General features: G+C 61.4%; 14 protein-coding genes and 2 pseudogenes. 11 read left to right on the top strand and 5 right to left on the bottom strand.

All coding sequences use genetic code 11. The features are described 5' to 3' along the window. From VGG53_RS00810 to glsA, 5 genes and pseudogenes are all read left to right on the top strand, one after another. Positions 1-588, top strand: a 588-nt coding sequence (locus VGG53_RS00810; protein WP_331516050.1) for an MMPL family transporter, incomplete at its 5' end; no start/stop codon positions are given. A 154-nt stretch (positions 589-742) separates the two neighbouring features. Beyond that, positions 743-1,169 (top strand): annotated as a pseudogene (locus VGG53_RS00805) (DUF5078 domain-containing protein). A gap of 118 nt (positions 1,170-1,287) precedes the next feature. Beyond that, entirely contained in the window at positions 1,288-1,551 is a 264-nt protein-coding gene (locus VGG53_RS23945) for a zinc-ribbon domain-containing protein (RefSeq protein ID WP_331516049.1), read from the top strand. Positions 1,552-1,561: 10 nt separating this feature from the next. Next, positions 1,562-2,346, top strand: a pseudogene (locus VGG53_RS00795) (putative zinc-binding metallopeptidase). A 5-nt stretch (positions 2,347-2,351) separates the two neighbouring features. Continuing rightward, entirely contained in the window at positions 2,352-3,296 is a 945-nt protein-coding gene (gene glsA, locus VGG53_RS00790) for a glutaminase A (protein WP_331516048.1), read from the top strand. A 294-nt stretch (positions 3,297-3,590) separates the two neighbouring features. Here glsA and VGG53_RS00785 read toward each other — a convergent pair whose 3' ends face one another. Beyond that, positions 3,591-3,896, bottom strand: coding sequence for a putative quinol monooxygenase (locus tag VGG53_RS00785; RefSeq protein WP_331516047.1), 306 nt, complete (start codon positions 3,894-3,896; stop codon positions 3,591-3,593). 385 nt (positions 3,897-4,281) lie between these two features. After that, complete coding sequence (locus VGG53_RS00780; protein WP_331516046.1) at positions 4,282-4,989, bottom strand: helix-turn-helix transcriptional regulator; 708 nt, start codon at positions 4,987-4,989, stop codon at positions 4,282-4,284. Between the two features lie 3 nt (positions 4,990-4,992). Here VGG53_RS00780 and VGG53_RS00775 point away from each other — a divergent pair, with 3 nt between their 5' ends. From VGG53_RS00775 to VGG53_RS00755, 5 genes are all read left to right on the top strand, one after another. Then, on the top strand, positions 4,993-5,163 hold the full coding sequence (locus tag VGG53_RS00775) for a hypothetical protein (RefSeq protein WP_331516044.1): 171 nt from the start codon (positions 4,993-4,995) through the stop codon (positions 5,161-5,163). 426 nt (positions 5,164-5,589) lie between these two features. Further along, on the top strand, positions 5,590-6,450 hold the full coding sequence (locus VGG53_RS00770; protein WP_331516043.1) for an alpha/beta hydrolase: 861 nt from the start codon (positions 5,590-5,592) through the stop codon (positions 6,448-6,450). 129 nt (positions 6,451-6,579) lie between these two features. Next, positions 6,580-7,725 carry an alkene reductase gene (locus VGG53_RS00765; RefSeq protein WP_331516042.1) on the top strand — a complete coding sequence of 382 codons (1,146 nt, stop codon included), beginning with the start codon at positions 6,580-6,582 and terminating at the stop codon, positions 7,723-7,725. Positions 7,726-7,833: 108 nt separating this feature from the next. Further along, positions 7,834-8,616, top strand: a complete 783-nt coding sequence (locus VGG53_RS00760) for an isocitrate lyase/phosphoenolpyruvate mutase family protein (protein ID WP_331516041.1) — start codon at positions 7,834-7,836, stop codon at positions 8,614-8,616. Positions 8,617-8,618: 2 nt separating this feature from the next. Then, entirely contained in the window at positions 8,619-9,332 is a 714-nt protein-coding gene (locus tag VGG53_RS00755) for an FMN-dependent NADH-azoreductase (RefSeq protein WP_331516040.1), read from the top strand. Between the two features lie 25 nt (positions 9,333-9,357). Here the strand turns inward: VGG53_RS00755 and VGG53_RS00750 are convergent, their stop codons facing one another. The 3 genes from VGG53_RS00750 to VGG53_RS00740 form a co-directional block, all read right to left on the bottom strand. Next, on the bottom strand, positions 9,358-9,705 hold the full coding sequence (locus tag VGG53_RS00750) for a UBP-type zinc finger domain-containing protein (protein WP_331516039.1): 348 nt from the start codon (positions 9,703-9,705) through the stop codon (positions 9,358-9,360). A 3-nt stretch (positions 9,706-9,708) separates the two neighbouring features. Next, positions 9,709-11,316 (bottom strand): FAD-dependent oxidoreductase, encoded by a 1,608-nt coding sequence (locus VGG53_RS00745; protein WP_331516038.1) that lies wholly within the window; start codon positions 11,314-11,316, stop codon positions 9,709-9,711. A gap of 229 nt (positions 11,317-11,545) precedes the next feature. Further along, positions 11,546-12,301, bottom strand: coding sequence for an alpha-ketoglutarate-dependent dioxygenase AlkB (locus VGG53_RS00740; RefSeq protein WP_331516037.1), 756 nt, complete (start codon positions 12,299-12,301; stop codon positions 11,546-11,548). Positions 12,302-13,294: 993 nt separating this feature from the next. Between VGG53_RS00740 and VGG53_RS00735 the strand changes: the two genes are divergently transcribed. Then, a partial coding sequence (locus tag VGG53_RS00735; protein ID WP_331516036.1) for a TetR/AcrR family transcriptional regulator occupies positions 13,295-13,729 on the top strand: 435 nt, incomplete at its 3' end.

The following is a 13,729-nucleotide window of genomic DNA, read 5'->3' as shown; positions in this document are numbered from 1 at the left end:
TTGCTGATCGCGGCGACCGCAGCGTTCTCGTTGATCTTCCTGGTCATGCTGTTCATCACCAGAGCCATCATCGCGGCCCTGGTAATCGTTGGGACAGTGGCGTTCTCCTTTTCCGGGGCGTTCGGAATGTCCGTGCTGATCTGGCAAAACCTGCTCGGCATCCCACTGGCGTGGTGGAACATCGTCTTCTGCTTCATCCTCCTGGTGGCCGTCGGGTCGGACTACAACCTTCTGCTCGTTTCCCGCTATCTCCATGAAAGCGATGCGGGCCTCAACACCGGCCTCATCCGAGCGGTGACGAAATCCGGTCGGGTCGTGACCACCGCGGGAATCGTGTTTGCCGTCACGATGATGGCCATGGTGTCCAGCGATCTCACATCCGTCGGCATGTTCGGCTCAACGGTCGGCATCGGCCTGCTGCTCGACACCCTGATCGTGCGGTCATTGATCACCCCTGCGCTCGCCCGACTTCTCGGCCCCTTCTTCTGGTGGCCGCGCCTGATCCCGCAACGGCCGGCCCGCCGAGGCAGCGGAGCTGTCGCACCGCAACCACCTCGCAAAGACGATCTCTTCCGAAAGGTGCTGTGACAAGACAGAAGTCACGGCTTTCGGTGCTTAACCGGCTAGGGAGGCGACGACTTCGACTAACAAATTCCCTGCAGAATTACAAGTTACGAGTCTTAACGATGGAGGTTCGGTGGCACCACGAGCTGACCGGGTCGCCGCGCCGCTGATTCCGTTGATGGCAGTTGTCGTACTGGCTGCGACTTCAAGCACTCCGGTCGCGAGTGCTGATTCAACCGACGATTTCCCCATCCCTCGCCGCATCATCGCCACATCTTGCGACGCCGAGCAGTACTTGGCAGCGGCGCGACACGAGTCCGGCGTACTTCGACCGCTACATGCTCGACAAAAGCCACCGCCCAACCGAAGTGCAGCAAGCTGCGGTAGACCGCATCCACTGGTTTTTCTCACTAGACCCGGCAGGCAGGCGACAATACTCCGAGGACACCGCCAACAACATCTACTACGAGCAGGTCGCCACACACTGGGGAAACTGGGCCAAGATCTTCTTCAACAACAAAGGAGTCGTCGCGAAAGCGACAGAGACTTGCGCGGACTATCCGCAGGGCGACATGAGCGTGTGGGATTGGCGGTCCGGCGGCTAACGCAAGATTGCAGAGACCGCTGGTCAATAAGTCCCACGCCAACTGGCTCTCACATCAGGTTTCTTTACCGAGGAGGTCTTATGACGGCGATCGCTTCCAACGCCGGCGGCCTCTGACCGTGCGCGCCTTCAGGTGCCCCAACTGCGGGCAAGCGGTGCCATTCGAGGCGCAGCAGTGCCCGACGTGTGCCGTCACGGTCGGTTACCACCTCCCGTCGCGGCAGGATCGTGTGCCTACCGTCGCAAACGCTGACCGTGTACGGCCGTGGCTGGGTTCGCTGCGCACACTGGGAGCAGGGCTGCAACTGGTTAACCGCCGACGACTCCGCATCCGGCTGCTGCTACGCCGACAGTTTCGTGCGCGAGGGACCCGCGCCCGATGACACCGACGCGATGGCCGAACTCGATTCGACGCTAAAGGAGCTGCGGCGGTTGATCTTCGAGCTGATCGACCTCGGCCTGCCGGTCCACCCTTACTACGCCGACCCCCAAGGACTGGCGTTCGACCTGCTGTCGAGCAAGACGCTGGGGCGACCGGTGACGATAGGTCACTCGAACGGCGTGATCACCATCGACCTGGCCGAGTCGCTGGAGTTATACAGAGAGTGTGTGCGCATCAAGCTGCATGAGCCCTATCGCACGATGCTGGGTCACTTCCGCCACGAGGTCGGCCATTACTACGAGGTGCTGCTCGTGCAGAACACCCCGCTCATCGACGATGCCCGGGCGATGTTCGGCGACGATCGGCAGGATTACCAGGCCGCACTGCAGCGACACTACGAGGGCGTGGCGCCGGCCGAGTGGCAACACGACTTCATCTCTGAGTACGCCACCGCTCATCCGTGGGAAGACTTCGCCGAAACCTGGGCCCACTATTTGCACATCACCGGAACCCTTGCCACGATTGCTGATTCAGGTCTTGTCGTCCAAGCCGATCGGGTGAAGTGGGACCTGGCCCGCGATGTTAATGCTCGTGTGTCTTATGCGGACTGTGCCATCGAGGACATCATGGCTGACTGGCTGGTGTTGTCGGGGTGCTCAACCGGGTGAATAACTCGATGGGTCGCGACGACCTGTACCCGTTCACCATCTTCCCGCACGTCGTCGCTAAGCTTGGTTTCATCCATCACGTGGTGACCACGGCTGCAGCTGAACATACTGCGGTGAAGGAGAATTGACTCCCTTGGCCAGTACACCAATCCACGCCGACCGGATCGCTCGAGCGGTCAACGCCGCACACATGAAGTGCAAGAACAAACGCGGCGGCAAGAACGCCGGCTACATACCAGCCCTGGCTGAGGTCGACCCACAACTGTTCGGGATCTGCGTGGCAACCACGGACGGTCAAACCTTTTCGGCTGGCGAAGCCGAATCTGAATTCGCGCTGGAGTCGATCTCGAAGGTATTCACCGCCGCGCTCGCGATGGAGCAGGTAGGCCCGCGGGCCTTTCACCGCAAGGTGGGCGCTGACCCGAGTGGCGAGGCGTTCAATTCAGTTCTGGCACTGGAACTTCATAACAACAAGCCGATGTCGCCGATGGTCAACGCAGGCGCGATGACAGCAACCAGCCTGGTCTCGGCTACCGACGCCGGCGACCGCTGGCGCCAGATCCTCGAGATCCAAAGCAATTTCGCCGGTCGCCCGATCAGGGTCAGCGAACAGATCGCCGACTCCGAACCCGCCACCAACTTTCAAAACCGCGCGATCGCGTGGCTGCTGCGCTGCGGCGGATACATGTACAGCGACTCGATGGAGGCCGTTGATATCTACACCCTGCAGTGCTCGACGCTGGTCACCACCGTCGACCTCGCCATCATGGGCGCGACCCTGGCCAACGGGGGTGTCAACCCCGTCACCGCCGAACGCGTCATCGCGAAAGCCAACGTGGCACCTGTGTTGGCCTTGATGGCGATGGAAGGTCTGTACACCGCCTCCGGCGACTGGGCTTACACCGTCGGGCTGCCCGCTAAGAGCGGTGTCGGAGGCGGCCTCGTCGCAGTGTCACCAGGCAAACTGGCGATCGCCGCGTATTCACCGCCGCTGGACCAGGCCGGCAACAGCGTGCGCGCTCAGGCCGCGATCACCCAGATCGCGCACACTCTCGAGCTGGGCCTCTTCAACACGTAACGATGGCTCCGGACCGCTGCACTTCGAACCCTGTCCCATCTGTGCGAGCCTCTGAACTGAACGACCGTACGGTTCTAGGATCCGCCACGAAGATGAGAAAAACACGTCCGCCATCATGATGAGAATTCTGCAAAAACGCAGGTAGGGAAATTGAGATCCGCCACGAGGCATGAGAACCTACACTTCCCGCTTCGGCGGCCGTAGCAGCCATCATGATCTTCTTTCTTCCTCTCTCGTAGTCGACTGACGGCTCTTGCCGCTCGGTGTTCGTTTGGAATCCCTTGGGGAGGGCCGTCATCCGGTCCCACGGGAGATGACTTCGAACTCTTCGATCGTCCGGTTATCGAGCCTTGGGACGATGTAGTTCAGTGCCATTTCTTGATAGTGCGGGGCCGTAAGGTGCTCGTCGAACGCCGCTCGTGAAGCGAAGCGCTCTATTAGCAAGTAATTGAGCGGATTATCCAAACTGCGGTATCCCTCGAACATGATGTTGCCCGGTTCGGATCGAGCCGCGTCGATGAATTTTGGTAGCGCAGCCGAGACCGCCCCTTCTTGGCCCGCGGTGATGTTAAGTCGTGCGATGACAAGTAGTTCGGACATGGCGGGGCGCTCCTCGATACATAGTTGAAAATAACTCGGCAATGTGTTGACGACTAACGCTCGATTTAGGGAGCCGCGTAGTCTCGCGTGAGCCGCCGGCGCTCTGTGTTGGCCGATGCCGCCCGATTTGGTGTGTGTAGCCATCGTGTCCCGCGCGCTCCAACCCGATCGAGTCGGTGCCTACGTTACGGGTTTCAGCTCTGGCGCGGCTATCAGATTCTTAAGCGATCCGGTGAGGAAGCGAGACGCGGCATTGCTATCGATGATGTCCGCGTGGGGGATCGAGGGTCTCGTGGTTACGTCGGTTCAGCTCGAGGGAATCGGGCAGGCGCAGCACTGGGTGTCAAGTAGGTGCACACTCAAATCGGCGTTGTGGTGGCCGGCGTCAAATCCTGGCGGCTTGGCGAAAAGCCGACGGTGTCTGGCCGTAGGTCTGCTTGAATGCGGCACTGAAGTGGCTGTGGCTAGAAAAACCGAGGTCAAATGCCAGATCGGTGACATTTTCATAGTCTTTGAGCAGGTCTAGGGCTCGAGCCAGGCGTAACTGCAGTTGGTAGCGGTAGAGCGGTGTTCCCTCGACCTGTTGAAATACATGCGTGAGGTAGACCGGCGAGACCGCGATGTGCGCGGCGATCTCGGCGAGCGTCCACCGGCGACCCAGGTCCGACGAGACGACGAGTTTAGCCAGATCGACCAATTTCTGCCGTCCAACGCTGCTGCGAGCGGTGGGTGAACTACGTTCTCCGAGGGTGCGGCGAAGCAGTGTCAGTGTCAGGGTCTCGACGTCGAGACGTTCGAAACTCTCGTTGTTGAGCTTGTGGCGAAGCAGCGCCGCCAGTGACTGGGTCTGAGGATCGATTGGCAGTCGGGGTCGGTTGAAGGTAGCCCGCCCGGGCGCGCGCAGGTAGTCGCTCGGCGCTAGTTCCAATAGGGTTTCGGTGTCTACCCAGATCGACAGGCATGAATCGCCGCCTTCTACTGGATGGCTGACGCGATAAGGCTCGTCATCGTTGATGACAACCACTGCATTGGGTTCGGCGACTGACAACGAGCGCCCGATGTGCTGTACATAGACCCCCTGGTAGGGGAACACCAGATGGGTGGTGTCGGCAGCCTCTTCGGCACTTTCTTGACGGCACGTACCCGGGCAGACGACGTCCCAGACCGTCAGGGAGTCGGTGGCGAGAAGTTGGTGGGCTTCGAACTCGGCCAGGTCGGGTTGCTGCGTTCTGCGACCCTGGATGCTCGCAGACCGCTGCGGTGGTGATTTGTCCATCATCAGCCCGGTCTCCTGTATCGCGTTCACTAGCGTCCGCCAACAAAAGAGCGCTGGCCGCTGATCAATTATTCCTCGATCCGATGCTGTGTGGGAAACGCGTGCGAACGGTAGGTGCGATGTTTCATGCCGCGGCGTCAGGGAACGGCGCGGCATTTCTTGGGCTGACGCCGCGTCCTGGTACAGGGTTGGCCAGCGGCCCGCTGACGGGCTATGACATGTCGTGAGGCGGTTATCTGTGCCGCCGCGGAGCGTCTTGGACAACGCCGGTGGCGTGCCCGCAAGTCCCGCCTTAGGCGGGAATTCGGTTTCGGGTCAGTGGATTTGAGATTGCTAAAGATTTTGACAGATCGGTGATCCTGCGGGGCGTAGCGTCCTGGGCGTATCGCGAGAGTAGGGGTGGTTATGAGCGGCGGCATGCACACGGATAGCGCACCGGGCAGGCATAGTGTCCAGTTAGCGTCGGGGCGTATCAGCTACGCCGAAGCAGGTTCGGGCGCGGTGGCGTTGTTCGTCCACGGTGTGCTGCTGAACAGCCATCTGTGGCGATACCAGCTGGCGGGGCTGGCTGACGTGCGGCGCTGCATCGCGGTGGACTTGCTGGCACACGGTGATACCGAAATCGATCCTGCGCAAGACGTTTCGGTGACGGCGAACGCCGGGATGCTCACCGAGTTACTCGACGCCTTAGGCGTCGATCAGGTCGATGTGATTGGCAATGACAGCGGCGGCGGAATCGCTCAAATCTTCGCCGCGACTAACACTGACCGAGTGCGAACGTTGACGCTGACCAACTGCGACACGCACGACAACTGGCCACCGGAGGGGTTTAAGCCGTTCATGAAGATGGCCGCCGCCGGCGAGCTCGCCAACACGCTCAACGCGATGCTGTCTGATAAGGCGGTCTACCGCTCGCCGGATGCGCTGGGACCGGCTTACGAGCGGCCCGAGACCGTCTCCGATGACGACATCAACACGTACTTGCAGCCGTTTGTGCGCACCGCTCAACGCACACGTGACCTAGAGCGCTTCTTGGCGGCATTCGACAATCGCCACACCGTGGCGATCGAACCCCAGCTGCGTCAGCTGCGTGCGCCCACGCTAATCGCCTGGGCCACCGACGATGTCTACTTCCCCGTGGAGTGGGCTTATTGGCTGGCCGATGCAATTCCGGGAGCCAAATCCCCAGTGGAGATACCCGGCGCACGGATCTTTTTTCCCGAAGAGCGGCCGGAGACCTTCAACCAACTGCTCCGCGCACACCTCGTCGCGCAATAACCTGCCCACCACGGTTAAGCCCTTTAATCACATCGCGTCTATGGCCACCTTTGCCTGAACACGCCTGCCGCACAACGGTGATCGCGGCGCCGGCGTCTCAGACAACGTAAATGCGCACAGGAGTCAAGGATGAGCACCAACGGAACCAAGAAGTTGTTCACGCCCACGCAGATCGGGCCGACGACGCTCAAACATCGCGTCGTGATGGCACCGATGACTCGTCAGCGGTCACACTGGCCCAGCAATGTGCCCAGCGATCTGCAAGTCGAGTACTACACGCAACGCAGCTCCGAGGGCGGACTGATCATCGCCGAAGGTACCGCGGTCTCGCACCGGGGACACGGCGGCAAGGGATCACCGGGACTGTGGACTGCCGACCAGGTGAGCGGATGGCAGCGGGTCACCGACGCCGTCCATGCCAAAGGCAGCTTCATGTTCGCGCAGCTGTGGCATGCCGGTCGACTCTCGCACGTGACGACCAGCGGTGAGACGCCGGTGGCGCCCTCGGTGGACCCCGAGTTTTGGATCAATCCGGCCAGTCCGGCCAACCTCGTGTCGACCCCAGACGGCCTAGTACCGCCCTCCCCGCATCGAGCATTGAACGTCGCTGAAATCCCCGGAGTCATCGACGAGTATCGCATCGCGGCCAACAACGCCAAGACCGCCGGATTCGACGGCGTCGAGCTGCACTCGGCGTACGGCTATTTGCTCGACGAATTCCTGCAGGACATCAGCAACCACCGCACCGACGGCTACGGCGGCTCGATCGAAAACCGCGTCCGACTGCTCACCGAAGTCGTTGAGGCCACGATTTCAGTGTGGGGAGCCGACCGTGTCGCGGTACGCATCGCTCCGAGCAACACCTTCCACGCCATGGGCGACAGCAACCCGCACGCGCTGTTCAACCATGTCGCTGCACGGCTTAACGAATACGGGCTGGCCTATCTGCACGTGATCGAGCCGCGCGTGCGAGGATTCGAGCTCATCGCCGAGGGGCAAGGCCCAGTCGCCGCACAAGCGCTCAGGAAGCTCTTTGATGGGCCGATCATCGCCACCGGGGGCTTCGAGCCCGCTACCGCAGAAGAAGCCATCGTCAGAGGCGACGCCGATCTGATCGGGTTCGCGAGGTGGTTCATCTCCAATCCAGACTTGCCGCAGCGCATCGCGTTGGGCGTGCCGCTCAACGACTACGCTCGCAACACCTTCTACACGTTCGACGCGCACGGTTACACCGACTATCCGGTGTATGACATTGCGGCACAACAACATGTCTGACGCGGCATATTCTCACGCTCTGGCGTCAAGCCTCGCTTATCAGGCCGGCGACACAGGGGTGAGGTCTCGTTGCAGACAATCCGATCGCATCGTTGAGGAGGACACGTGATGAATCAGTCTGAAAAGGCCGCGCGGTTCGCGGAGCTTCACGGCAAGCGCGGGGCGCCGCTGCTGCTATACAACGCGTGGGATGCCGGCAGCGCCAAAGCCATCGCCGCCGCCGGCGCGGCGGCGATCGCAACCAGCAGCTGGTCAGTGGCTGAAGCCCACGGATACCGCGACGGGCAAGACATTCCCCTGGAGTTCGCCGAACAGATCGTGGCACGCATCGCGGCGGCGGTGGACGTGCCAGTCAGCGTCGATTTCGAGGGCGGCTACAGCGAAGACAACGGTGAACTAGCCGAGAATGCCGGCCGCCTCATCGATTTGGGCGTGATCGGCATCAACTTCGAGGACCGAGTCGTCCAAGGGACAGGGCTGTACGACATGGAGCGGCACGCCTCGCGTATCGCGGCTATCCACACCGCCGCTCATCAACGACGCATCGACCTGTTCATCAATGCCCGGACGGATTTGTTCCTCGGGCAAGGCAGGGTTCCCGCCGGGTCCATCACTGAGGCCATAGAGCGATCGAAGGCCTACGCCGACGCCGGAGCTTCGGGCTTTTTCATCCCAGGCTTACAGGAGGAGGCGCTGATCGGTGAGATCTGTGAAGGCGTCGCGCTGCCAGTCAATGTGATGATCATGGACGGCGTTCCCTCAATCGAGCGGCTCACCGAGCTGGGGGTGGCACGCATCAGCTGGGGGCCCATCTCCTACCTGCAGGCGATGACCGCACTGGAAGAACAGGCCAGACAAGCATTGTCACCACCGGTCGCAAACTTAGCTTAGGTATGCCCGACCAGCCCACATATCCGAATCGATTCGCCTCAAAGGAGTTTGACGTGAACACGACTACGTTGCTGTACCTGAAAGCCTCACCCCGCAAAGCCGAGTCGCAGTCGATTCAACTCGCCGAGGTGTATCTAACCGCGCTGCGGTCAAGCAACCCAGACCTCGTTGTGGACACCATCGACGTGTGGGAGGAAGAGTTACCTGCGTTCGATGGCGATAAGGCGGCCGCGAAAATGAAAGTCATAGCCGGCCAACAACCTGACGGGCCACAACGCACCGCATGGGATGAGGTCGTCGCGATCGCCAACCGCTTCATCGCCGCGGACCGCTATCTCATCGCCACGCCGATGTGGAACTCCGGAATCCCGTACCGGCTCAAGCATTACGTCGATCTAATCCATCAGCCAGGGCTGCTATGGGGGCTTGACCCACAAAAGGGCTATTACGGGCTGCTGAAAAACAAACACGCAACTTTGGCCCTCACCTCCGGTGTGTACGCACCCGGTGTCGCCCCGCCGTTCGGGATAGATCACCAATCCACCTACCTGCGCGATTGGCTTAATCAGGCCGGCGTCACAGCGATGGACGAATTGCGCTTCCAGCCCTCGATCCTGACCGCAGACCCTGCCGGTGACTTCGAAAAGGCATGCAAACGTGCAGTCGAGCTCGCCCAACAGCACGGCAACGTCTCTGGCTTGGGCCAACCCGCCTGACTCTCTGATTAAGGCAACCGCGGGCTCAGTGAAGCCGCCGTCGCCAGTCTTTCGGTACTCGCCCGGCAGGACCTGGAGCCGGTTGGCCCGGCGGGCGATGGCGCGGCGGGGCCAACGGCGGCCCGCTCACCACTTGCTCGGTCACGAAATCCCAAAACCACGTTTCGCCGGGCTCGAAACTGCACATGATGCGATGTCCGGTGACCGCGGCATGCTGACGGGCGTGTCGGGAAGGTGAGGAGTCACAACAGCCGATGTGCCCGCACGCGGCACAGCGGCGCAGGTGAAACCACCATCCCTGTGCGGCCAAACATTCCCCGCATTCCGTCCCTGTCGGCAGTACTGGCGGGTCAATCATGTTATCTCCGGCCATTGCTCAGCTCGCCGCGTCAACGGTGGGCGGAGCAGCCACGGCGAGGCCAGTGGTCTGCAGCCGGTCAAACACGAGCCGCACCGCCATCGAGCCTTCCCCGATCGCGGTCGCTGTCCGCTTGATCGAACCGCTGCGCACATCGCCGATGCAGAAGATTCCCGGCCGAGAGGTTTCCAACAATAACGGCGGCTGGGCTCGCGCATCTTGAATGTCGAGCGGGAGGTCGGGCCCGGTGAGCACGAAGCCGTGATGGTCCACTGCGAGCTGGCCCTCGAGCCAGTCGGTGGCCGGCTTGGCGCCGATGAACACGAACAATCCACCGGCTTGCAGCACCGACGACCTCCCGATGACGTTGTGGCGCACTTGCACTCCTGACAACGTGTCATCGCCGATCAGCCGGACAACGTCGGTGTGGGTGAGCACCTCGATGATCGGGTGACGTTCGATTTGGTCGACGAGGTATCGCGACATTGAGCTGGCCAGGCTGTTGCCGCGGATCACGACATGTACCCGCGAGCAGCTGCGCGCCAAAAACATTGCGGCTTGGCCGGCCGAATTGCCCCCTCCCACAATCACCGCGGGACGGCCGCCGCATGATTGCGCTTCCATCTGAGTTGCGGCATAGAAAACCCCGGCGCCCTCGAATTGGCTCAGCCGCTCCAACGGCAACCGGTTATATCGCGCTCCCGTAGCGATGATGACGGCTTTGGCCGCGATCGTCTCGCCGTCGTCAAACCTCACCTGGTGCACACCATCTCGGCTGCACAGCCCGACAGCGCGTGCCGCGAGTTTGATCCGGGCGCCGAACTTCTGAGCCTGCAATGCCCCGCGTGCAGCCAGTTCCTCTCCGGACAAACCCGCCGGAAAGCCAAGGTAATTCTCGATCCGCGACGATGTTCCCGCCTGCCCGCCCAGCGCGGTGTCCTCCGCTAGGGTAGTGGTCAATCCCTCCGAGGCTCCATAGACGGCAGCCGCCAACCCACCCGGGCCCCCACCAACAACCAGCAAGTCGCAGACCGACGCCTCGTCATAGCGTCCCTCGGCGCCGGTCGCTAAACCCAGCGCGCCCAACAACTCCCGATTCGACGGGTTACGCAGCAGCCGATGACCCGGCACCAAAACGATGGGCAGGTCACTGACACGCACCTGCAGTGTCTGCAGGAGCGCCTCAGCCTCTGCGGAGCGTTCTAGCTCCAGCCACCGTGATGACAGCCGATTTCGCGCCAGCACTTCCAAGAGCCGACGGGTGCCTGCGCACAATCGCGAACCCACCAATGTCAGCCCCACCCCCCGGCTCGTCAGAAGTGCGCGGCGGAACAAAAATGATCGCAAGATCAACTCGGAAAGATCTGGTTCTTCAGCCATGATCACCCGGACCTGCTCGACCGGTATCCGCAATACCCTCCCCGGTGCAGCCGCCACCCCGGTCAAAAACACGCGCTGCCCAGTGAGCAGGCCCATTTCGCCCACGAACTCCAAACGGCCGTAGGTCACGATGACGTCGCAATCAGGCCTTCCGTATTGCTCGACAACATCAACACAGCCTTCGAGCACCACGATCAAGTCATAGGTGCAGTCACCATCGGCGAAGAGCACGTCTGCGGCGGCCATTGCCTGCTCAGACCCGTATCGGCGTAAAGTCCGCAGCTGACTTTCCCCGAGAGACGGTTGACCAGCCAAGGGATCATCAGACACCCAAATGTCTCCTGTCACCGGAGCATCTTCCTTTCATTGGCCACGGCTTCGCGCTCGCAAGATTCGGTCCTGCGGGACGGACTCCCAAAGCACGGGCTGCGACGGCTTTGGCGAAGCTGTGCAGCGGGGTTTTGCCGATGACGGTTCATGTGATCGCCTGGGCTGCACTGGTGTAGTTCAGGCTCATCCGCGGCCCGGTCGGTGCCTGTTGTTTCGGTACACAGTGCTGCCAGTCGCGTTGGCAGCGGCCCCGCATGATGATCAAGTCGCCGCCGGCGGGAACGAAGACGGTGCTGCGCCCGCCGCCGTTCGGTCGGATGAGGAAGCGGCGTGTCGCTCCCAGACTGAGGACCGGGACGACCGCGGTCACAGGCAGATTCGCTGGACGGTCGGCATGCCACGCGGTGCTATCGCGATTATCGCGATACCAATTCATCCAGATCCCGTCATAGGGCACATTGCAATAATCGCTGAGCACACCGGCGATTTCGGTGAGAAGCGGCGGGGCGGCGGTCAGCTCTCGGTACTCGTGGGTTAACCGCGGCTCGTCTACCTTGCGGTTGTACATCCACCGTCGCCGTTGCTCCCATCCTTGAAGAAGGCTCAACTGCTGCATCAATATGTCGTGTCCGAGCAAAAACTGCGGCACGTGCGTGATCGACGCAGTCGCGTCGAGCCGGTGATCGGTCGCGGCTGCAAAGGCGCCGTGGTTTATGACCGCCTGACGGCTGTCGTGCTGGACATCGAATAAAGCCAGCTCATGAACAGAAGACAAATCAGTTCTTCCCTCTTGTGGTGCAGCGCGTTTCGTGCGACACGCCAGGCCGGGCTGGTTGAACGTTGAGCGCTCCGCTACCGCGGTGCAACTCGACCGGTTTGGGCCAAGTTCGCGATTGGCCATCGGTATTCACCAGTGAGCAAGCATGCCCGTCGACGCGAGGCTACTGACGCGCAGCGATGTCGCACTGTCAGAATCTTCACCAATTTTGCAAAGCCGGCCTGACTAAGTTGCTTTCCTCCAAGGATCACCCAGTAAGGGTGCTTAGCAATCAGTTCAAGTTGCGCAGGCCTACTTGAACGCGCTATGCGGCATAAAATCCAGATCTGAAAGTCGACACCATTGAACTCCCCGCGTCCAAGTCTGGTGTTGGGATGGCAAGGCGGCGTCGGCTGGGGCGGCTTGGCGCCACAACTTCACCCCCGGTGGCAGATGCACCTTCGCGCCGCCCCGACAGCCCGGAGTCACGGCATAGTCAGGGAGGAGTGCCGCCCGCGCGCTGCCACTTGGTGGATAACGACGAATAACGATCAAACCTGTTGTAGGAACATTGCTTTTAACCGCGGGGCCACCGTAGGGTTCTAGGATTCGCCACGACGATGAGAAAAACTCGCCCGCCATCTTAATGAGAATTCCGCAAAAGCGCAGGTAGAGCGACTGACGTCCGCCACGCAGGATGACAACCTACTCGAGCTGTAGGTTCTCATCCAACATGGCGGAATTCTCAACTTCGTTACTTAGAAATGGCGGATCCGCCATAAAGGTGAGAAACCGACTAGCGCTGCTACATGTCGGATGGCGTTGCGCGAGATGCCCTCAGTCTGACAGCGCCCCCAACGCGGGCCGGCATGGCGGCCCAACCTCGCCCGACCCGCCGAGCGGCGGTTCTGCGGCGTCTCGGGGACGACATATGAGAGTCTCAGAACTCACTCTCAACCCTCCCCGGCATCTGTCTCGCAAGCGATCGTTCGACTACGTTGAGTCACGCCAAATCGGCTTGCTTGGGTGCTCAACGTTTTCGTGCGGCGTAGTCGCGGAGGCTGCGTCAAGTATTCTGGATCGCAGTACAGACTGTAATCTCGACTCTGATCGAGATCAAGGACTATGATTGGCCGCATGAGGAGGCCACCGTCCAAGCTGGTCCAGCGACTGGTCAGTGCGAGCGAGGAGGTGCTACGCCCAGATCCGGCACTTCGGTTGGAGGACATCGCGACACTGATCGGCTCAGCTCGCGCAACGCTCTACTACCACTTCTCGGGCCGCGACGACCTGGTCGCGTTCCTACTGGAAGAGCACCTGCGCGTCGCCGCCAAGACAATCGAGCTCGCCGTCACACTCACCGGGTCACCAGTCGTCCAGCTGCGCTCAGCGATAACCGCGCTCGTAGGGTTCCTCGGGGGGCATCCCGGAGTATGCGCCGGGCTGCTCTCCTTCGCGGGAGCCGCCGGACGACTAGGAACCCTGATGGCCGCCAAGGACGCGCAGCTCGCCACGCCACTTCGAAAGCTCCTCGACGAGGGCGCCGCCACCGACCAATTCACGATCAGCGAC

The sequence above is a fragment of the Mycobacterium sp. genome (assembly GCF_036490025.1).
Taxonomy (GTDB): Bacteria; Actinomycetota; Actinomycetes; order Mycobacteriales; family Mycobacteriaceae; genus Mycobacterium.
This window is presented reverse-complemented; position numbering and strand designations above follow the sequence as displayed.

Bases quoted from the DNA above. Each gene is read 5' to 3' on its own strand.
- VGG53_RS00760 (WP_331516041.1), top strand. From the start codon at position 7,834: ATGAATCAGTCTGAAAAGGCCGCGCGGTTCGCGGAGCTTCACGGCAAG.
- VGG53_RS00765 (WP_331516042.1), top strand. From the start codon at position 6,580: ATGAGCACCAACGGAACCAAGAAGTTGTTCACGCCCACGCAGATCGGG.
- VGG53_RS00785 (WP_331516047.1), bottom strand. From the start codon at position 3,896: ATGTCCGAACTACTTGTCATCGCACGACTTAACATCACCGCGGGCCAA.
- VGG53_RS00775 (WP_331516044.1), top strand. From the start codon at position 4,993: ATGGGTGGTGTCGGCAGCCTCTTCGGCACTTTCTTGACGGCACGTACC.
- VGG53_RS00745 (WP_331516038.1), bottom strand. From the start codon at position 11,316: ATGGCCGCCGCAGACGTGCTCTTCGCCGATGGTGACTGCACCTATGAC.
- VGG53_RS00750 (WP_331516039.1), bottom strand. From the start codon at position 9,705: ATGGCCGGAGATAACATGATTGACCCGCCAGTACTGCCGACAGGGACG.
- VGG53_RS00755 (WP_331516040.1), top strand. From the start codon at position 8,619: ATGCCCGACCAGCCCACATATCCGAATCGATTCGCCTCAAAGGAGTTT.
- VGG53_RS00770 (WP_331516043.1), top strand. From the start codon at position 5,590: ATGCACACGGATAGCGCACCGGGCAGGCATAGTGTCCAGTTAGCGTCG.
- VGG53_RS00740 (WP_331516037.1), bottom strand. From the start codon at position 12,301: ATGGCCAATCGCGAACTTGGCCCAAACCGGTCGAGTTGCACCGCGGTA.